This window comes from Sinorhizobium sp. 6-70 (assembly GCF_030124375.1).
Classification (GTDB): domain Bacteria; phylum Pseudomonadota; class Alphaproteobacteria; order Rhizobiales; family Rhizobiaceae; genus Sinorhizobium.
Genome location: NZ_JASKLS010000007.1, coordinates 19,974 through 38,211 on the forward strand (window position 1 = coordinate 19,974; position 18,238 = coordinate 38,211).

Consider the following 18,238-nt stretch of genomic DNA (forward strand, 5'->3'; position numbering starts at 1 on the left):
CTTTAAAAGGTTCTCCGCCCGCATCTGCCCCCTGCCGCCACGTTCTCCTGCAAGCTGAGGAAGGACGATGCCGCGCCGCCCGCGGCTCACGTCACCTGCAGCGTCGCCCGTGTCATCAGGCGCGCACAGAACGCCGTAGCACTTCGAACTGCCGCACCGCCGGCGTCCCCTCGCCCCGGGCCAGGTCGCCCGATATTTGATTGACGAGCGAAAAAAAGCGCCGCGTTTGGCTGCGCGGCGCGGGCGATCCACTACGGCGCCGTGCGTCTTTTCAGACGCACAAAGGACGCTGTAGCATTTTGAATTGCTGCATGTTTTTGTCCTTAAACCGGTTACGGTTTGAAGAAACATGCAGTGGGCTGCGCTATTCGGCTTCGTCGGCCGAGGCAGCGTTGAGCTGACCGTACTTCTGCTCGCCGATCTTCTCGAGAAGATCGATCTGCGTCTCGAGGAAGTCGATATGGCCCTCTTCGTCTGCGAGCAGTTCCTCGAAGAGCTTCATGGAGACATAGTCTCCGGCGTCATGACAGATGTCGCGGGATTTCTTGTAGGCCGTGCGAGCATCGTATTCACCGGCAAGGTCGGCCTTGAGCACTTCCTTGACGTTCTGCCCGATCCGCAGCGGCGCGACCGTCTGCAGGTTGGGATGGCCTTCGAGGAAGATGATGCGTGCGATGAGCTTGTCGGCGTGGTGCATTTCCTCAATGGATTCGACACGCTCCTTCTTTGCCAGAAGCGTGTAGCCCCAGTCTTCGAGGAGGCGGTAATGCAGCCAGTACTGGTTGACGGCGCCGAGTTCGAGATAGAGCGCTTCGTTAAGCTGCTCGATGACCTTTTTGTCGCCTTTCAAGATCCGCCCTCCGGTTTTCCTCGTGGAATTGTTTTAGGCGGATCATGAAATCAAATATCTCGGCTTCCGTCGAGTCGCGACGGGCGTGATATTGCTCGGTGGTACGGATGATGATGTCGACGACATTCGGGAAGCAGCCGCAGCAACGGCCGCGTTTTTCCATCGCGTGATAGACCTTCGCCGGCACGATCAACTGCCAACAATCTTGGTCAAGCAGGCTGATGATCGTGTCTTCGATCTCTTTTTCGGTGATGAAATTGCAGCTGCAAACCAGCATCTCGTCTCGCCTATCAAACGCAACGCCCTGATTTCTCGCATAAAGCAAAAGAGGATATTTGCCGTCAAGAAAAAACTCCTCCCCGTAAAGTTGAGGGGTGTATTAGAGCCGTTCTAAACTTGACGAAAACCATCGCATTTTCATTACATTAGCCGATTCTAAGGAGACGTTTTTTCTTCCAGAGCTTGCAATTTTGGCTGGATCGCCTGCGACATTTTTACACAGGCGCGAGTGAAGCGTCGCAAATCTAGCCAACGGCGAGATCCCACCGGACCTCAGTGGAAGTTGCGTCCTTTCGGCATGACATCGGCCGCCTCGGTTGCCCCATCCCGGTGCTGGCCTGCACGGGCGGGCAGGGCCAGCCGCAATTGCTTGAGCGCCTTCTTTTCACCGGCGTCGGCCGTTGGCCGCAAAGCCTCGTCCGCACGGTCGTTGACGGCGAAACGCCGTGCTTCGTTGCGCAAGAGGCCGAGCATGGGCGTTATGTCCTCGATATGCTCGGCGACCACATGGATGACGCCGCTTTCGCTCTGCAAGCGGCCACGGACTTTCACAAGCCGCGCGCCCATGACCTGCGCCCGGTATTTCTTGAACATCTTTTCCCAGACGATGATGTTGGCGACGCCGGTCTCGTCCTCGATCGTCATGAAGATAACGCCCTTGGCCGACCCCGGGCGCTGGCGAACGAGCACAAGCCCGGCGACGGTGACCCTTCTTCCCGCGGCGGTCGCCGCCAGATCGCGACTGGTCAAAATGCCCATTCGCGAGAAATCCTCCCGCATGAAGGAAACAGGGTGGGCCTTCAGCGAAAGCGTCAGGTAGCGATAGTCGTTGATGACATGTTCTCCGGGGAGCATGTGAGGCAACGTGACCGCCGGCTCGGCTCTCAGATCCGTGGAACCCGCGCCATCGAAAAGCGGCAGGCGCTCGACTGCCGACGCCTCGTCCAGCGCCTTCACCGCCCAGAGGGCCGCACGCCGATCGAGGCCGATGGATCGGAAGGCATCGGCATCCGCAAGGCGTTCCAGAACGGACCGGGTAAGCCCCGAACGCATCCAGAGATCATGGACGGAGCGATATCCCTTGCCCCGACGCGCAACAAGCGCATCCATATCGGTTTGTCTCAACCCCTTGACCAGCCGGAAGCCCAGCCGGACAGCCTTCTCAGTCCGGATTACGCCTGTCATCTCGGCATGTCGAGGACTGATCGCTGCCTTTTTGAACATGCCCTCGCCTTCGAGCAGGGCGTCCCAGCTCGAAAAATTGATGTCGACAGGCAGCACCTTGACCCCATGTTCGCGGGCGTCGCGCACAAGCTGCGCCGGCGCATAGAAGCCCATCGGCTGCGAGTTCAGGATCGCCGCGCAGAAGACATCCGGATAATAGGCCTTGAACCAGGACGAGGCATAGACGAGGGATGCGAAGGAGGCCGCATGACTCTCGGGGAAGCCGTATTCGCCGAAACCCTTGATCTGGTTGAAGCAACGCTCGGCAAACTCCCTGTCGTAGCCGTTCTTGACCATGCCCTCGATCATCTTTCGCTCGAAGGTATGGATCGTGCCGGTCCGCTTGAAGGTCGCCATGGCGCGGCGGAGCTGATCGGCTTCACTGGGCGAAAAACCGGCGGCGGTGATCGCGATCTGCATCGCCTGCTCCTGGAACAGCGGCACGCCGAGCGTCCGGGCAAGGACCGGCCTCAACTCCGGTTTCGGAAAATCAAAAACGTTTTCACCTCTTCGCTGCGCCTCGCGTCGCTTCAAATAGGGGTGCACCATGTTGCCCTGGATCGGCCCCGGGCGGACGATCGCGACCTCGATCACCAGATCGTACATTTCGCGCGGCTGCAGGCGCGGCAGCATGCTCATCTGCGCCCGGCTTTCGATCTGGAAAACGCCGATCGTGTCGGCGCGGCAAATCATGTCGTAAACGGCCGGCTGATGATCCTGATAGATTTCCGCGAGCTTCTTCGGCTCGCCGTAATGCGCCTCCAGAAGCTTGAAGGCCTTGGCGAGGCAGCTCAGCATGCCGAGCGCCAGCACATCGACCTTCAGGATCTTCAGATGGTCGAGGTCGTCCTTGTCCCATTCGATCATGTAACGGTCGGGCATGGCGGTGTTCATGATCGGCACCACCTCGTCGAGCCGGTCGCGGGTGATCACGAAGCCGCCGACATGCTGCGACAGGTGTCGCGGAAAGTTCAAGAGCAAGCTGGCATAGCCAAGAACACGGCGGGTGAGCGGGTCCGAAGCATCGAGACCCGCAGCCTTTGCCTGGTCCTCGGTGAAGGCCGAAGAGCTCCAGCCCCAGATCGGGCTCACGAGCGCCGACTGGACATCTTCCGAAAGGCCGAAGGCCTTGGCGACCTCGCGCCCGGCCGAGCGCGAGCGATAGCTGATCACCGCAGCCGTCAGCCCGGCATGCTCCCTGCCGTAGGTTCTGTAGATGTGCTGGATGACCTCCTCGCGCCGCTCGTGCTCGAAATCGACATCGATATCTGGCGGCTCGTCACGGTCGCGCGACAGGAACCGGTCGAAAAGCAGGGTGAACTTCTGCGGATCGACATCGGTGATGCCGAGGCAGAAACAGACCGAGGAATTGGCCGCAGACCCACGGCCCTGGCAAAGGATTTTCTCACTGCGGGCAAACTTCACCAGCTTATGCACGGTCAGGAAATAGGGCTCGTATTTCTTGTCGTTGATGAGTTCGAGCTCATATTCGATCTGCCGCTCCACCTTTTCCGGCACACCGGCAGGATAGCGTTCGGCCGCGCCTTCGGCGACAAGCCGCTTCAAGGTTTCGGCCGGCGTTTCGCCTTCGGCGTTTTCATTCGGATACTGGTGGCTGAGTTCATCGAGATTGAAGGCGAGACGCTTGAAGACCTTGCGTGCATTGACGATCGCCTCGGGGTAATCGCTGAAAAGCCGCGCCATTTCCTTCGGGCCTTTCAGGTGCCTTTCGGCATTCTTCTGGAGAAGGAAGCCGGCGCTGGCGACCGTGACATGTTCCCGAATGGCGGTGACGACATCCGCGAGCGGCCTGTATTGCGGATCATGGTAAAGCGCGTCATTGGTGGCCAGAAGCCGCACGCCGGCCTTCCGGGCGAGAGCGGCAAGAACGGCGAAATCATGCCGGTCGAAGCCGTCGTAACGCGGCGTCATTCCGAGATAGAGCCTGTTGCCCGCATGCTGCAGCTTTTCCAGGATATTTCCAAGAAGGCCTGCGTCCGGTCGCCCCTCGCCCTGCATGACGATAAGGAGAAGATCCTCCTGCCACTCGAAAAGATCCGCGAGATAAAGCGTGCAGTCTCCTTTCTTCGAGCGCAGGTTTCCGGCGCTGAGCAGGCGACACAGATGCCCCCACCCCCTCCTGTTTCTTGGATAGGCGAGGATATCCGGCGTGCCGTCGGCAAAAACCAGACGCGCGCCCGGCCGGAAAGGATATCCCTCCACTTTTGCCTTGGCATGGGCCCGGACGACGCCCGCGACGCTGTTGCGATCGGCGATGCCGAGGCCGGCAAGCCCGACCTTCTTGGCAAAGACGATCATTTCCTCGGCGGGCGCCGCTCCTTCCAGAAAGGAGAAATTCGTGCGCGCGCCAAGCTCGTAGAAGGCAGGATCCGCGCTCATGCGAAAACTCCATGCATGAACCAGCGGGGCGAGGATGTCTCCCGTCCGTAAAGGCCCTCGCGGAACAGCCAGAAACGGCGGCCTTCCTGATCCTCGACCCGGAAGTAGTCGCGGGTCGGATGCCCCTCCCCATCGATCCACCATTCGGCGGCGATGCGCTCCGGTCCTTCGGCGCGGGCGACGCGATACTGGGTCTTGCGCCAGTTGAAGCTGCGCGGCGCGCCATCGGGTACTTCGGCCGTCGCTTCGACAAGTTCAGGATGCGTGAAAATCCGAAGCGGGCGATTCTTGGGGAAGACTTTTTCATCGCCTGGACGGGATCCGATGAGCGCCGCGACATCTTCCAAAGGAGCAAATCCGCCGGCGCGTTCCGGCAGATGGCTTTCGGCAAGGGTCGCAAGCATCAGGCAATCCGGCCCGAAGCGGGCGCATAGCTTGTCGGCGAAGGCGGCCAGCGGCTGGCTTTCATCGGGAACGCCGGAAAAATCCTCCTGGGCAGGATCGAGCCTTTCGCTTCTGAGGACGGATAGCCGGAGGATCTCGAAACCATATCCGGCATCGAGGTCATCATGAACCGCCTGCAACCGCTCGCGAAAGAGAGCCGCGATCCGATCGGCGTCGTTCAAGGGAACGGCCGCATGTGCCTGAATGCGAAACACCCGGCCATCGACGCGAATGAGGAGAAGTTCGAACAGACGCCCGCCTTCGCCATGCCGCTCCAGCGAGAGGCGGACATCACCGGAAAGATGCCGCGCCAGTTCAAGAATGTGCTCTTCGTCCTGGAGCGGCTCGGCAAGGCGGCGTTCGGCAGAAAAGCTTGGAACGGGAAGACGGGGCGAGAGAGGCTCGTCTACATGGCCCCTCGCCTGATCGAGCCGCAGGAGAAGAGAAGGACCGAAGCGGCGGGCCAGAGGCGCGCGCGGTGCTTGAAGAACATCACCAATCTCCTTCAGCCCGACCCGTTCGAGCAGGGCGACGGTTTCCGCCGGCAGGCGCAGGGCGGCGACCGGCAAGGGTGCGAGAACCCGTTCGGCATCCTCGGGCGCGATGACGGCGGCACTGCCGTAGCGGGCAACCGCCCAGGAGAGGCCCGCAGAGGAGGAGATCACCGCCCGCGCCTCGACGCCGAGCAGGAAGAGGCGCGAAAGCACGTCGTCGACCAGCGCCTTCTCGCCGCCGTGAAGATGGGCGCAGCCGGTGATGTCGAGGAACAGGCCATCCTTTCCGTCGAGCGCGACCAGCGGCGTATAGCGATCGCACCAGTCGGCAAGCCCCTCCAGAAAGGCCCGGTCCGCCGCCGGATCGTCGATGACCACATCGAGCGTCGGACACATGGCGCGGGCCTCCGCCGCCCCTTGGCCCCGCTTCAGGCCTATCCGTTCGGCAAGCGTGTCAAGCGCGACGAGCCGCATGGCATTGTCGATCTTGGCAGCGAACACGATAGGCGGATGATCAGGACGCCCTTGCGTAAGCCAGGAAGCGCCCCAGCGGATCCGCGCCAATCGATCGGCCGACAGATGCGGAAAATGGATCGACAGAATTCGCTGGTTGTCCGTCTGCCTGAGGAGCGACGGACTGCTCGATGGTGTAGAAGCGGCGGTCATGGGCATTCCATTCCAGAAAGATATCGGCAGAGGCGTAAGCCCTGCTTTTTTCGACAAGGACGTGAAAGGCTGGATGACTGATGCTGCCGCAAAGCATCGAGCCATCGGGGAGAGGTCGCTCGCCGGCAGATGCCGGTTTGATCTGAAGCCGGAAAAAGGCACTGCTCGCCTCCTCCTCGCCTGCCTGCCGGAAGAGAAGAAGAGGCACTCCGCCCGCCCGGGCCCTTACATGCAGGCGCCTGCTCTCGCTCAAGGCGAGACAGTCGGGATTGCCGCGGATTTCCAGAACGACGGTCGCGAAGACCGGTACCGAAAGAGCCGTTTCGGCAACCCAGAGCGCATCCTTGACCGTGCGTATTGAAACGAACAGGAAGCGCTCGATGTCGAGCCCATAGGATTTGAGGCCAGGCGCATAGGGAAGCCCGGCCTCGCGAGAGGCAAGGGCCTGGCTGATCCACAGGACCGGCGCCAGATGACCCTTCTCCTTCTTCCTCCGCTGACAGAGCACCGCAAGTGCCGTCACGAAACCGGCGGCTGCACCCGCATCGCGCGTTTCGGCATTGCGGATTTCCGTCATACCCTCGAGCGGCAGCCCGCCCTCGAGCACGTCATCGAGCGGCGGGACGCCAAGGGGCAGGATCTTGTTGCAGGACGCCTCCTCCCTTTTGCGCCGGAAACCGGCAGGATCGGCCGCCTTGGCTGCACGCACGATCCCGGGCAGCCGGCGATTTTCAATCTGTGCTATGGTTTCGCGGAGGGAAAGAACGGTTTCCCGCTGCACGGCTTTCTCGGCCATGACGGTCGGCTCCACCAGATGTTCATGTTATGTTCTTATGGATTCCAGAGCCTGCCGCAAGAGTCAACAACCAAGTTTGAGAATTTATTCCTCACTCGGTCTGTGCAGAATTCAACACTCGAAAAACAAAGGAGAAATCGTTATATGAGGGCAACAAGGAGTGCCCATGGCCCGCATTGACCAGACCGATGATTGGCGGGAACGCCACGCACCGACGCTCAGTACATTCGAACTGCTTGCGCTTGAAGCCTACAGCCATCTGCCGGAGGAATTCCGCAAGCTAACGACCGATCTCATGATCGAAGTCGCCGATTTTCCGAGCGACGACGTCTTCGAAGACATGGCGCTTGAAACGCCTTTCGACCTGCTTGGCCTGTTCGAAGGCCGCGGCATCGGCGAACGCTTCACTATGGAAACCGGCCAATTCCCGAACCGGATTACGCTCTATCGCCGCCCGATCCTCGACTACTGGGCGGAAAACGAGGAAACGCTGGGCGACATCATCACCCATGTGCTGATCCACGAGATCGGTCACCATTTCGGCCTTTCCGACGACGACATGGAGCGGATCGAGGCAAGCGTCGAACACGTGGGCGGCTAATCCGAGAAAGTCTGTAACCGGCTTTCCGTCCTTCACCAACCTTCAACGCAAGCCTCAGTCTTCGATCTTGCGCGCCTCCGACACGAGCATGATCGGAACGCCGTCGCGGATTGGATAGGCAAGACGGGCCTTTTCGGAAACCAGCTCCTGCGCTTCGGCATCGTAGCTCAACCGCCCCTTCGTCAGCGGGCAGACGAGCAATTCGAGGAGCTTCGGAGCGACCTTGCTGGCGTTGATATCCATCGCTTTGCCGTTACTGCAGGATGTTGTCGAGGTCGCCGAAATTGCGGGCAAGCACGATCTCGGTGATCGCGATCAGCGTTTCGGCGCGGGTCTTCAGGTCGGGCGCCTCCAAAAGCGCCTGCTTTTCCGCCGGGCCATAGGGCGACATCATCGCCATTGAATTGACGAGCGTGCGGTTGCTCGCCCGCTCCACGCTTTCCCAATCCGCCTCCAGCTTGTTGGCGTCGAGATAGGCCCGGAAAGCCGCCAGGAGTGCCTCCCGGTCGACGAGGTTCTCGTCATCCGGACTGTCGAGATCGGTTGCGAAGGGGCCGATGCGGAAGCGGCGGTAACCGCGACAGCCGGCCACCTCGGCGAAGAGCCGATAGCGGCAGACGCCCGTGAGCGAGGTGATGTAGCGTCCGTCGCCGGTCTCGGCAAAGGAGGTGATGCGGCCGATGCAGCCGACCTGGCAAAGCGCCGGCACGGGCGCCGAGTCGATGTCGTTGCGCCCCTCGGAGAAGGAGGGCTGGACGATGCCAATCAGCCGGTTTCCGGCAAGCGCGTCATCGAACATCGCAAGATAGCGCGGTTCGAAGATATTGAGCGGGAGCTGCGCGCCTGGAAGCAGGAGCGCGCCCGTCAGCGGAAATACCGGAAGAATCTCCGGCACGTCCTGAGGACCGAGGTAGCGCGCATTTCCGACATGCATTCTGATAGACCTTGCAGATACCGGCTTGCCGCACCTCATCGCCAGGCACGACCCCCCGATCAAGAAATGGTGCGTCCCTCGAAAATCTCAAGGGAAAAAGACGCGGATCCTGCTGCCGTCTTGCCGCTTAATGCATGTCGCCCGAAAGTGTGCAGCGGTTTCGGGACAACGACATGCATGCAAGCAACGACTTAAAGCGCGTCGCCTACAGCGCCGCACACCTTATCGGACGCGCAAGGGACGCTGCAGCACTTTGAATTGCTGCATGCCTTTGTCCTTAAATCGAGCTGGATTTAAGGAGACATGCAGTCGCTCCGACGCGCTTTACGAGAAAAGAATCGATGAAAGCTTGCGCCGCGCGGCGACCGTCGCCGGATCCTTCGGTCCCCAGACTTCAAAGAAGCCCAGGAGCTCGCGCCGGGCGCCGTCGTCCTCGAAGCTGCGATCGCGCTTCATGATCAACAGCAGGTGTTCGGCCGCCGCGTTCCGGTCGCCTTCGACATTGCGGATCTTGGCAAGCTTCAGCCGCGCCGCGTGGTCATCCGGATTGAGCGCCAGCTGATGCTCGAGGGCCGTCGGATCGCCGAGTTTGCGCGCCTCTTCGATCTGGTCGAGTTTCTTCGAGACGGCGCCGATGGCCGCGTCCTTCAAAAGCTCCTCCGGCAATTCCGATAGCGCCTGGCGCGCCTCGGCAATCTGTCCGAGCGCAATCATGCAGTCGACCATGCCGGCGACGGCGGTCGCATTGTCCGGCTCGGCCTGCAGGACGGCGCCGTAGAGGCCGGCGGCGTTTTCCGCCTCACCGGCATCGAGCAATGCCTTGGCATCGGTCAGTGCGGCTTCGATCTCGGCCTTGCCATCGCTCACGGCGGGCCCCGCGATCCGGTCGATGAACTGTTTGATCTGGCTTTCGGGAACGGCGCCCATGAAGCCGTCGACCGGACGCCCGCCGACGAAGGCGATGACGGCGGGGATCGACTGGATGCCGAGTTGTCCGGCGATCGAGGGATGGTCATCGATGTTCATCTTGACGAGCTTCACCCGGCCGGCGGCTTCCGTCACGACCTTTTCGATCACCGGGGTCAATTGCTTGCAGGGTCCGCACCAGGGCGCCCAGAAATCGACGAGAACCGGCTGCTCGCGTGAGGCCTCCAGCACGTCGCGGGAGAAGGTGGCGGTGGTCGTCTCCTTGATCAGATCGCCTGCGGCTGCGGCTTTCGGCGCCGGCTGGCCGCCGAACGAAGCCGAAGCCGTCATCTGGTTGCCGAAAGAACCTGCATAGGGATTGTCGCTACCGCTCATTCTTCTCTCCTCGCGGACTTGCCGTCCGACTTCATGCATCCGCGCCAAAGATCGTATGTCAGGTCGTCACTTTCAAGACAAGCGGCTCGTGCCCTGTCGCTTCCATGAAACGCAGCATGTCCTTCGACGCGATTGAGGTCGTCTGGTCGTTCGAAAGCGGATGGCAGTTGATCGTCTCGAATTCCATCAACGCTTCGTCGAGAATGAACTTCACATTGCCGCCCGTGTCGTTGATCGCGCCGAAGGCGGTCACCGCGCCGGGAATGACGCCCAGATATTCCATCAGCTTTTCCGGCTTGCCGAAGGAAACCTTGCTCGCCGCGTCGATGATCTGATGGACGGTCTTCAGATCCACCGTCGCGTGCTCTTCGACGGTCAGCAGGAAATAATTGTCCTTCTTATCCTTCACGAACAGGTTCTTTGTATGTCCACCGGGAATTTCGTCGCGCAGCGCCACCGATTCGGCGACCGTGAAGACAGGCGCATGGCGCTTCGTCGTGTGTTCGATCCCAAGGTCGTCGAGAAAACGGAACAGGTCCTCCGCGGTCTTCGGCTCAGCCTCGCTCATGCTCAAAATCCTTCCTGCCGTGGCGATTTCCGCCCTGCTTTACGGAGAACAGCCGCGCTCCGCAATCTCAGGCGCGGCGATTCCGATGGGCTGGAGCGGCATGCGGACAGAAACCGCTCGCATCCGTATCCCGCTGCACACTCCCGGCCGACATACATCAGTCGAAAACACCGGCATTTCCGGGCTTTTTGGATAGTCCCGAAAAAATTCTTCGCATTCGCGTCATTTCCCTGTTGCATTTGAAAAAGGCTTAGGCCATATAGCGCCCGTCGCCGCAAGACGGGGCGACACCCACGGTCCACCGACTACCCCCGGACCGCGGATGATGAGCGGGTGTAGCTCAGGGGTAGAGCACAACCTTGCCAAGGTTGGGGTCGGGCGTTCGAATCGCCTCACCCGCTCCAGTTTCCCAATCACTTCATTTCATTGTTGTTCTTGGCTTTTGTCGCTGGAACCATCTGATCTGGCAGCCGGCGGGCCGTTTGGTTCTCGCCGTTTCGGTCACTCCCCTCAGCTCTTCATAAACACGTAGTCCGTCTCCTGGCGCAGCATCTCGCCTGGCCTGAGCACCGCTTTCGGAAAACCTTCGTGGTTGATGGCGTCGGGCCAAATTTGCGTTTCGAGGCAGAAGCCGGCGAAGGGGCCGTAGTGGCGGCCTTCCAGTCCCGGCACCGGCACATCGAGCTTGAAGCCGGTATAGAGCTGGATCCCGGGCTCGGTCGTCAGCACTTCCAGCGAAATCCCGGAATTGATGCTGCGGAGCAGCGCCACGGAATGCTTGTCCATCCGCTCCGGCGAGAGGCAGAAATTGTGGTCGTAGGCGATCTTCTCGCCTTCCGTCTGCCGCCGCAGCGAGGTCATTTCCCTCAAATCGAAGGCCGTGCCGGCAACGGTACGGATTTCACCGGTCGGGACCTGCCGCTCGTCAGTCGGCAGATAGTGGTCGGCGGCGATCATGATATCGTGGCCGAACACGTCGTCGCTGCCGTCGAGATTGAAGTAGCTGTGCTGGCAGACATTGGCGAGCGTCGGCGCATCGGTTTCCGATTCATAAACGACGTTCAGCACGCCGCCGGGCTTCAGCGTGTAGGTGCAGGTGACCGTGCAGTTGCCGGGATAGCCGGCCCGCCCGTCGGGATCGGTGATCCTCAGCGTCACACGGTCCGCTGCGACGTCGACGATCGTCCAGTTGCGTTTGGCGATGTTGCCGCTGCCGCCATGAAGATGGGTCACACCCCTTTCGTTGAGCTCGAGCTGATAGCTCTTGCCGTCGAGCGTGAAGCGTCCGCCGCCGATACGGTTGGCGTTACGGCCGGGGGTAGCGCCGAAATAGGACGAATGCGCAGGATAGCTGTCGAAATCCTCGAAACCCAAAACCAGGGACGGCTGGTGCCCTTCGAGCCGCAGGTCCTGGATGACCGAACCCCAGGTCAACACCTTGGCTGTCAGCCCGCCGCCGCTAAGCGTAACGCGATGGACCGGCTCACCGGAAGGCAGGCGACCGAAGATTTCCATGTCCGTGCTCATCTAGTCCCCTTCCCTCTGCGAGTCGGCGTCAACCTGCGGCATTTCCGGCGGCACGGCAACTAGAAAGTCATACTTTTCCTCTGCGCACGTCCGGGCTGCCCCTCATCCGCTGTCGCGGCCTTCTCCCCGCTTGCCGGGAGAGCGGATATGCTCCGCCGTCCAAGTCCGCTTTTTGCTCGCAGGCGGGGTTAGAGTGAGGGCAGTACCGCCGCGGAAAAACGAGGCGTGGGCGTCAATTCACCGCGACAGTTCCTTCGTCGCAGCCTGCAGGCCGGCGAGCGTCAGCGGAAACATCCGGCCGCCAAAGAGTGCGCGAACCATGGCAATCGACTGAGTATGGCGCCAATGCTCCTCGGGAACCGGGTTCAGCCAGATCGAGCGCGGGAAATGCGCCGTGATCCGCTGCAGCCAAAGCGCGCCCGCCTCGTCGTTCCAGTGTTCGACCGAACCGCCCGGATGGCTGATCTCATAGGGGCTCATCGAGGCGTCGCCGACGAAGATCGCGCGGTAGTCGCCGCCGAAGGTGCGCACGAGTTCCGCCGTGCGGGTGACATCGGCGCGCCGGCGGCGATTGTCCTTCCACAGGCCCTCATAGACGCAATTGTGGAAGTAGAAATAATCCATGTGCCGGAATTCGCTGCGCACGGCCGAAAAGAGTTCTTCCACGACGCGGACATGGTCGTCCATCGATCCGCCGACGTCGAAGAACATCAGGAGCTTGACCGCATTGCGCCGCTCCGGCCGCGTCACCACGTCGAGATAGCCATGCTCAGCGGTGGAGCGGATCGTGCCGGAAAGGTCGAGCTCCTCGGCAGCGCCCTCACGCACCCAGCGCCTGAGCCGCTTCAGCGCCACCTTGATATTGCGCGTGCCGAGCTCGACGGTGTCGTCATAGTCCCTGAATTCGCGCCGGTCCCAGACCTTGGCCGCGCGCCGGTGACGCGAGCCCTCCTGGCCGATCCTCACCCCTTCCGGATTGTAGCCATAGGCGCCGAAGGGCGAGGTGCCGGCGGTGCCGATCCATTTCGAGCCGCCCTGGTGGCGGCCGGTCTGCTCGGCAAGCCGCTGGCGCAGCGTTTCCATCAGCTTGTCGAAGCCGCCGAGCGCCTCGACGAGCTTTTTCTCCTCTTCAGTCAGGTATTTCTCGGCAAGTTTCCTCAGCCATTCCTCGGGAATGACTGCTTCACCAAAGGCCTCCGATGGAGAGACCGCCTCCAGCCCGGCAAAACATTGCCGGAACACCCCGTCGAACCGGTCGATGTGGCGCTCGTCCTTCACCAGTGCCGCACGGGCGAGGAAATAGAACGCCTCGACGTCGAAGGTCGCGATCCCCGTCTCCATTCCCTCGATCAGCGACAGGAATTCCCGGAGCGTCACCGGGACCTTCGCGGCCTTCAGTTCGAGGAAGAAGGGGATGAACATCGAGGCTCAATGGTCTCCCGTGCCGATCTTTTCGAGGTCGTAGGGCGTCGTCTGGTACATCTCGTTGATCCAGTTGCCGAAGAAGAGATGCGCATGGCTGCGCCAGCGGTTCTGCGGCGGCAGGTCCGCGTCATTGTGCGGGAAATAGTCGTGCGGCAGCTTGATCGGCACGCCGGCGTCCACGTCGCGGAAATATTCGTCCGACAGGGAGGTCGAATCATACTCCACGTGGTTGAACATGTAGAGCCGGTTGCCTTTCTTTTCATGCACGAGGCAGATGCCCATTTCCTTCGATTCCATCAGGACTTCGAGCTCCGGCACGCGGTCGATGTCGGCGCGGCGCACCTCGGTCCAGCGTGAAACCGGGACGGCAAAATCGTCGGAAAAGCCGTTCAGATAGACCGAGGACGGTCTCAGGTTCTGGTGGCGGTAGACGCCGAACGCCTTTTCCTTGAGCGGGTATTTCGGAACGCCGTGGAAATGGTAGATCGCCGCCATCGCGCCCCAGCAGACGTTCAGCGTCGAATGCACGTTCGTCGCCGTCCAGTCGAAGATGCGCTTCAGCTCTTCCCAATAGGTGACGTCCTCGTATTCGAGCGTCTCGACCGGGGCGCCGGTGATGATGAAACCGTCGAACTTGCGGCCCTTCACTTCTTCCCAGGTCTCATAGAAGGCGAGCAGGTGATCCTCGGGGGTGTTCTTCGCCCGGTGCGCGCCAACCCTCACGAGCGACAGTTCGACCTGCAGCGGGGAGGCGCCGATCAGCCGCGCCATCTGGATCTCGGTCTTGATCTTGTTCGGCATGAGGTTCAGGAGCCCGATCTGAAGCGGGCGGATGTCCTGACGGATCGCCACGGTCTCGGTCATCACCCGCACACCCTCATGCACGAGGGTTTCGAAGGCGGGCAGCGTATCGGGTATCTTGATGGGCATCGGGTCCACTCGATCAATACAAAAAAACCGGCGGCGAGATGATCGCGACCGGTCCTTGGAAATCCATTTTTCCTCGGCCCTTTAGCGATTTCTTTAACGTGGCTGCAAGCCGGCCGGCCAAATCACCACGGTCCATTTGATAGCGCGCCGCGGGCCGCGCGGTCAACGAAAAACGATCTGGCCTCAGCCGTCGCGGCGCGCCATGAACGCGAGGCGCTCGAAGAGGTGGACGTCCTGCTCGTTCTTCAAGAGCGCCCCGTGCAGCTTCGGCAGCATCGATTTCGGGTCGGCGCGCAGATCCGCCGGATCGATCTCGTCGGCGACGAGCAGCCGGATCCAGTCGAGCGCCTCGGAGGTCGAGGGTTTCTTCTTCAGGCCCGGCACCTCGCGGATGCCGTAGAAGGCGGTGAGTGCTGCCGAAAGCAGCGTCTTGCGGATGCCCGGATAGTGCACCTCGACGATGCGGGCGAGCGTCTCGGCATCGGGAAAGCGGATATAATGGAAGAAGCAGCGACGCAAAAAGGCGTCCGGCAGTTCCTTCTCGTTGTTGGAGGTGATGATGACGATCGGCCGGTGCCGGGCGTGGATGGTTTCGCCGGTCTCGTAGACGTGGAATTCCATCCGGTCGAGTTCCTGCAGGAGGTCGTTCGGGAACTCGATGTCCGCCTTGTCGATCTCGTCGATCAGCAGCACGATTTTCCGCGGCGCCTCGAAAGCCTGCCAGAGCTTGCCCTTGCGAATGTAGTTCTTCACATCATTGACGCGGAGATCGCCAAGCTGGCTGTCGCGCAGCCGCGAGACGGCGTCGTATTCGTAAAGACCCTGCTGTGCCTTGGTCGTCGACTTGACGTTCCACTCGATGAGGTCGAGACCGAGGGCGGCAGCGATCTCGCGTGCAAGCTCGGTCTTGCCGGTGCCGGGCTCGCCCTTGACCAGAAGCGGACGCTCCAGCCGGATTGCCGCGTTGACGGCGATCATCAGGTCCTTGTCGGCGATATAGTCGGCCGTACCTTCGAACTGCATGGGCTTCTCTTCGATCTCTCTACGCCGAGTTGGAGAGGACAGGCTTCACCCGCGAAATGCCGTAACCTCGATCTCGATCAGCATTTCCGGGCGGATGAGATCGCAGACGATCATCGTCGCCGCCGGGCGGATCTCGCCGAACATTTCGCCGAAGATCGGAAAGACCCGGTCGGCAAAGCTGGCGTCGGTGACGTAGTAATGGTTGCGCACGACATCCGAAAGCGAGAACCCGGCCTGCCGCAAGGCGCCCTCGATCGTCTTCAGGGAATTGCGCGCCTGTTCCTCTACCGTCTCCGGCATGATCATGGTGGCGTAGTCGTAACCGGTCGTGCCGGAGACGAAGCACCAGTCCCCCTTGACGACGGCACGCGAATAGCCTGCCGTCTTTTCGAAAGGGGAACCGGAAGAGATGAGCTTGCGCGTCATGGGCGCCGGCACTCAGGCCCAGGGGCGCGATGCGGCGTTTTTCTGCTCGAAGCTGTCGATGGCGCTTGCCTTCTCTAGCGTCAGGCCGATGTCGTCGAGGCCGTTCAAGAGGCAATGGCGCTTGAAGGCGTCGACCTCGAATTTGACCGAACCGCCGTCGGGGCCGGTGATTTCCTGTGCTTCCAGATCGATCGAAAGCACGGCGTTCGAACCCCGGTTGGCGTCATCCATCAGCTTGTCGAGGTCGGCCTGGCTGACGACGATCGGCAGGATGCCGTTCTTGAAACAGTTGTTGTAGAAGATGTCGGCGAACGAGGTCGAAATGACGCAGCGGATGCCGAAATCGAGGAGCGCCCAAGGCGCATGCTCGCGCGAGGACCCGCAGCCGAAATTGTCGCCGGCAACGAGGATCTTGGCGTTCTGGTAGGCCGGCTTGTTGAGCACGAAGTCAGGGTTCGGCGTGCCGTCCTCGTTATAGCGGGCTTCGGCGAAAAGTCCCTTGCCAAGGCCGGTGCGCTTGATCGTCTTCAGGTAGTCCTTCGGAATGATCATGTCCGTGTCGATGTTGACGACGGGCAAGGGTGCAGCGACGCCGGTGAGCTTGACGAACTTTTCCATGACTTTGGCCTTCGATTGCAGCGGAAACGTTGGAAGAGCGTTTAGATCAGTTTCGCGCCGAAATGAAGGGAAATCTGCGCATCTGCAGCGCCGCGCGTCTTATCGGACGCCCAAAGGCCGCTGCGGCACTTTGAATTGCTGCATGTCACAGATCGATGATCGTACCGCGTCCGTCGTTCCAGATCCGCATTTCGCGTCTTTCTCCGCTCGGGTTCACCCGGGCGTGGGCATGTGCGGGCTTGCCATTGAGCCTTGCGGCGATGGCGCTGCCGACCGCAACAACGGCGGCGATGCCGGCCAGAGCCACGGCAAGCGAGGCGGTGAAGACGAGTGCTACCAGCGTGATGGCGATGGCGGCGACCGTCAGGAGAACAGAGCGAATGCTTTGCATGATCGTCAACCTTTCTAAGATGCGATGTGGGAGCTCAATACGCCTCTTGCAAGAGGGAGACCCTCAATCGCTCGTCTTGCCTAAGAACCGAAAGGCGGGCACAACGGTTCCATGACTGTGATCGACCATCATCCCGCTCGCCTGCGCCGCTCCGTGCTTAGCGTTCCGGCCGATAATGCCCGTGCCCTGGCGAAGGTGCGGCAGCTTGCCGCCGACGCCGTGATCTTCGACCTGGAGGATGCCGTCGCTCCCGAACACAAGGGCGACGCGCGCGAAGCGCTTGTCCGGCATCTTTCAAAGAACAGGCCCGACTGTGAAGTGATCATTCGCGTCAATGCGCTGGGATCCGGCTTCGGTCAGATGGATCTCACCGCCGCACTCGCCGCCAGTCCCGACGCCATCCTTTTGCCGAAGGTCGAGAGCCCTGCAGACATACAGGCGGCTGTCGATTGGCTGGCTGAAAACGATGCGCCTGAAAACATCAGGCTCTGGGCGATGATCGAGACACCGCGCGGCCTCATCAATGTCGCTGCAACCGCCGAGACCGGCCGTACCTTCGGCGGCAGGCTCGATTGCTTCGTCATCGGCCTGAACGATCTCAGGAAGGAGACGGGCGTTCTTGGCACTCCCGGCCGCGCCTATCTGGTGCCCTGGCTGATGCAGGTCCTGCTCGCCGCGCGCGGCAGCGGGCTCGATGTCATCGATGCCGTCTTCAACGACTTCCGCGACGCGGAGGGTTTTGAGGCCGAATGCCGCCAGGGGCGCGACATGGGCTATGACGGCAAGATGCTCATTCACCCGGCGCAGATCGGTCCGGCAAACGAGTGTTTCGGTGTCGAGCAGGCGGCGGTCGAGGAGGCACGCGCGATCATCGCGGCCTTCGACCTTCCGGAAAACGCCGGCAAGGGCGTGATCAATCTCCATGGCCGCATGATCGAGCGGCTGCATCTCGACCAAGCCCTTAAACTGGCCGCCAAGGCGGACATGATCGAAAGACGAAAGGCAAGACCTTGAAACTCTACCGCTTCCTCACCGGTCCCGACGACGCCTCCTTCTGTCACAAGGTGACGGCGGCTTTGAACAAGGGATGGATGCTGCATGGCCCGCCGACCTATGCCTTCAATGCCGATACCCAGCACATGCAGTGCGGTCAGGCGGTGGTGAAAGAGGTGGCAGGCAAGGACTATCACCCGGACATGAAGCTGTCGGAGCAATAGGGTCGAGCGATTGGGTTTGCCCCTCTCCCCGCAGGCGGGGCGAGGGGACGGGAGCTTGCCGCTTGCCCTCCTCCCGTGATCGCCGCAGGCAGGTGCCGCGAGGCTCCTTCGCCCGCTTGCGCG

The 18,238-nt window shown here is 61.3% G+C and carries 19 protein-coding genes, 1 tRNA gene and 1 riboswitch; of the genes, 4 read left to right on the forward strand and 16 right to left on the reverse strand.

Annotation, left to right across the window (positions count from 1 at the left end; translation table 11 throughout):
• Positions 1–364: 364 nt before the first annotated feature.
• The 5 genes from bfr to QN222_RS15270 all read right to left on the reverse strand — a co-directional run bounded on the left by bfr (position 365) and on the right by QN222_RS15270 (position 7,153).
• Positions 365–850: a bacterioferritin gene (bfr, locus tag QN222_RS15250; RefSeq protein WP_283964059.1), complete on the reverse strand. Its 486-nt coding sequence runs from the start codon at positions 848–850 to the stop codon at positions 365–367.
• Positions 816–1,127 (reverse strand): (2Fe-2S)-binding protein, encoded by a 312-nt coding sequence (locus QN222_RS15255; protein WP_283964078.1) that lies wholly within the window; start codon positions 1,125–1,127, stop codon positions 816–818. The genes bfr and QN222_RS15255 overlap by 35 nt, the downstream gene beginning before the upstream one ends.
• Positions 1,128–1,402: 275 nt before the next feature.
• The gene (locus tag QN222_RS15260) at positions 1,403–4,753 is read right to left on the reverse strand and encodes an error-prone DNA polymerase (RefSeq protein WP_283964058.1); all 3,351 of its coding nucleotides are present in this window, start codon (positions 4,751–4,753) and stop codon (positions 1,403–1,405) included.
• Positions 4,750–6,255, reverse strand: a complete 1,506-nt coding sequence (locus QN222_RS15265) for a DUF6504 family protein (protein WP_283964077.1) — start codon at positions 6,253–6,255, stop codon at positions 4,750–4,752. The genes QN222_RS15260 and QN222_RS15265 overlap by 4 nt, the downstream gene beginning before the upstream one ends.
• Positions 6,206–7,153 (reverse strand): hypothetical protein, encoded by a 948-nt coding sequence (locus QN222_RS15270; protein ID WP_283964057.1) that lies wholly within the window; start codon positions 7,151–7,153, stop codon positions 6,206–6,208. Before QN222_RS15270 ends, QN222_RS15265 begins: the two co-directional genes overlap by 50 nt.
• A gap of 166 nt (positions 7,154–7,319) precedes the next feature.
• Here QN222_RS15270 and QN222_RS15275 point away from each other — a divergent pair, with 166 nt between their 5' ends.
• Positions 7,320–7,754 carry a metallopeptidase family protein gene (locus tag QN222_RS15275; protein ID WP_153436743.1) on the forward strand — a complete coding sequence of 145 codons (435 nt, stop codon included), beginning with the start codon at positions 7,320–7,322 and terminating at the stop codon, positions 7,752–7,754.
• Between the two features lie 54 nt (positions 7,755–7,808).
• Here the strand turns inward: QN222_RS15275 and QN222_RS15280 are convergent, their stop codons facing one another.
• The 4 genes from QN222_RS15280 to QN222_RS15295 all read right to left on the reverse strand — a co-directional run bounded on the left by QN222_RS15280 (position 7,809) and on the right by QN222_RS15295 (position 10,558).
• Positions 7,809–7,997 (reverse strand): Trm112 family protein, encoded by a 189-nt coding sequence (locus QN222_RS15280; protein WP_283964056.1) that lies wholly within the window; start codon positions 7,995–7,997, stop codon positions 7,809–7,811.
• A gap of 10 nt (positions 7,998–8,007) precedes the next feature.
• Positions 8,008–8,688, reverse strand: a complete 681-nt coding sequence (locus QN222_RS15285; RefSeq protein ID WP_283964055.1) for an LON peptidase substrate-binding domain-containing protein — start codon at positions 8,686–8,688, stop codon at positions 8,008–8,010.
• Between the two features lie 324 nt (positions 8,689–9,012).
• Positions 9,013–9,990, reverse strand: coding sequence for a thioredoxin (gene trxA, locus QN222_RS15290; protein WP_283964054.1), 978 nt, complete (start codon positions 9,988–9,990; stop codon positions 9,013–9,015).
• Positions 9,991–10,048: 58 nt separating this feature from the next.
• On the reverse strand, positions 10,049–10,558 hold the full coding sequence (locus QN222_RS15295; RefSeq protein WP_283964053.1) for a prolyl-tRNA synthetase associated domain-containing protein: 510 nt from the start codon (positions 10,556–10,558) through the stop codon (positions 10,049–10,051).
• A 329-nt stretch (positions 10,559–10,887) separates the two neighbouring features.
• Here QN222_RS15295 and QN222_RS15300 point away from each other — a divergent pair.
• Positions 10,888–10,962 (forward strand) — tRNA-Gly (locus tag QN222_RS15300).
• 106 nt (positions 10,963–11,068) lie between these two features.
• On the opposite strand, the gene QN222_RS15305 is transcribed toward QN222_RS15300, so the two are convergent.
• The 7 genes from QN222_RS15305 to QN222_RS15335 all read right to left on the reverse strand — a co-directional run bounded on the left by QN222_RS15305 (position 11,069) and on the right by QN222_RS15335 (position 16,898).
• Positions 11,069–12,085: an aldose epimerase family protein gene (locus tag QN222_RS15305; RefSeq protein WP_284005493.1), complete on the reverse strand. Its 1,017-nt coding sequence runs from the start codon at positions 12,083–12,085 to the stop codon at positions 11,069–11,071.
• A 237-nt stretch (positions 12,086–12,322) separates the two neighbouring features.
• A complete protein-coding gene (locus QN222_RS15310; protein WP_283964248.1) occupies positions 12,323–13,507 on the reverse strand; it encodes a VWA domain-containing protein in 1,185 nt (394 codons plus the stop codon).
• A gap of 6 nt (positions 13,508–13,513) precedes the next feature.
• Positions 13,514–14,440, reverse strand: coding sequence for a homoserine O-succinyltransferase (gene metA / locus QN222_RS15315; RefSeq protein ID WP_283964247.1), 927 nt, complete (start codon positions 14,438–14,440; stop codon positions 13,514–13,516).
• 61 nt (positions 14,441–14,501) lie between these two features.
• A riboswitch (SAM riboswitch) is annotated at positions 14,502–14,579 on the reverse strand.
• 44 nt (positions 14,580–14,623) lie between these two features.
• Positions 14,624–15,463, reverse strand: coding sequence for a MoxR family ATPase (locus tag QN222_RS15320; protein WP_283964246.1), 840 nt, complete (start codon positions 15,461–15,463; stop codon positions 14,624–14,626).
• A gap of 45 nt (positions 15,464–15,508) precedes the next feature.
• Positions 15,509–15,889, reverse strand: a complete 381-nt coding sequence (locus QN222_RS15325; protein WP_283964245.1) for a RidA family protein — start codon at positions 15,887–15,889, stop codon at positions 15,509–15,511.
• Positions 15,890–15,901: 12 nt separating this feature from the next.
• On the reverse strand, positions 15,902–16,507 hold the full coding sequence (gene leuD, locus QN222_RS15330; protein ID WP_283964244.1) for a 3-isopropylmalate dehydratase small subunit: 606 nt from the start codon (positions 16,505–16,507) through the stop codon (positions 15,902–15,904).
• Between the two features lie 145 nt (positions 16,508–16,652).
• Positions 16,653–16,898 (reverse strand): hypothetical protein, encoded by a 246-nt coding sequence (locus tag QN222_RS15335; RefSeq protein ID WP_283964243.1) that lies wholly within the window; start codon positions 16,896–16,898, stop codon positions 16,653–16,655.
• Positions 16,899–17,009: 111 nt separating this feature from the next.
• Here QN222_RS15335 and QN222_RS15340 point away from each other — a divergent pair, with 111 nt between their 5' ends.
• Entirely contained in the window at positions 17,010–17,912 is a 903-nt protein-coding gene (locus QN222_RS15340) for a CoA ester lyase (RefSeq protein ID WP_283964242.1), read from the forward strand.
• Positions 17,909–18,115, forward strand: coding sequence for a DUF1737 domain-containing protein (locus QN222_RS15345; protein WP_180939397.1), 207 nt, complete (start codon positions 17,909–17,911; stop codon positions 18,113–18,115). The genes QN222_RS15340 and QN222_RS15345 overlap by 4 nt, the downstream gene beginning before the upstream one ends.
• Positions 18,116–18,238: the final 123 nt, after the last annotated feature.

Excerpts from the sequence above, each read along its gene's own strand:
- QN222_RS15255 (WP_283964078.1), bottom strand. The coding sequence starts at position 1,127 with ATGCTGGTTTGCAGCTGCAATTTCATCACCGAAAAAGAGATCGAAGAC.
- QN222_RS15260 (WP_283964058.1), bottom strand. The coding sequence starts at position 4,753 with ATGAGCGCGGATCCTGCCTTCTACGAGCTTGGCGCGCGCACGAATTTC.
- QN222_RS15270 (WP_283964057.1), bottom strand. The coding sequence starts at position 7,153 with ATGGCCGAGAAAGCCGTGCAGCGGGAAACCGTTCTTTCCCTCCGCGAA.
- QN222_RS15275 (WP_153436743.1), top strand. The coding sequence starts at position 7,320 with ATGGCCCGCATTGACCAGACCGATGATTGGCGGGAACGCCACGCACCG.
- QN222_RS15280 (WP_283964056.1), bottom strand. The coding sequence starts at position 7,997 with ATGGATATCAACGCCAGCAAGGTCGCTCCGAAGCTCCTCGAATTGCTC.
- QN222_RS15285 (WP_283964055.1), bottom strand. The coding sequence starts at position 8,688 with ATGCATGTCGGAAATGCGCGCTACCTCGGTCCTCAGGACGTGCCGGAG.
- trxA (WP_283964054.1), bottom strand. The coding sequence starts at position 9,990 with ATGAGCGGTAGCGACAATCCCTATGCAGGTTCTTTCGGCAACCAGATG.
- QN222_RS15295 (WP_283964053.1), bottom strand. The coding sequence starts at position 10,558 with ATGAGCGAGGCTGAGCCGAAGACCGCGGAGGACCTGTTCCGTTTTCTC.
- QN222_RS15305 (WP_284005493.1), bottom strand. The coding sequence starts at position 12,085 with ATGAGCACGGACATGGAAATCTTCGGTCGCCTGCCTTCCGGTGAGCCG.
- QN222_RS15310 (WP_283964248.1), bottom strand. The coding sequence starts at position 13,507 with ATGTTCATCCCCTTCTTCCTCGAACTGAAGGCCGCGAAGGTCCCGGTG.
- metA (WP_283964247.1), bottom strand. The coding sequence starts at position 14,440 with ATGCCCATCAAGATACCCGATACGCTGCCCGCCTTCGAAACCCTCGTG.
- QN222_RS15320 (WP_283964246.1), bottom strand. The coding sequence starts at position 15,463 with ATGCAGTTCGAAGGTACGGCCGACTATATCGCCGACAAGGACCTGATG.
- QN222_RS15325 (WP_283964245.1), bottom strand. The coding sequence starts at position 15,889 with ATGACGCGCAAGCTCATCTCTTCCGGTTCCCCTTTCGAAAAGACGGCA.
- leuD (WP_283964244.1), bottom strand. The coding sequence starts at position 16,507 with ATGGAAAAGTTCGTCAAGCTCACCGGCGTCGCTGCACCCTTGCCCGTC.
- QN222_RS15335 (WP_283964243.1), bottom strand. The coding sequence starts at position 16,898 with ATGCAAAGCATTCGCTCTGTTCTCCTGACGGTCGCCGCCATCGCCATC.
- QN222_RS15340 (WP_283964242.1), top strand. The coding sequence starts at position 17,010 with ATGACTGTGATCGACCATCATCCCGCTCGCCTGCGCCGCTCCGTGCTT.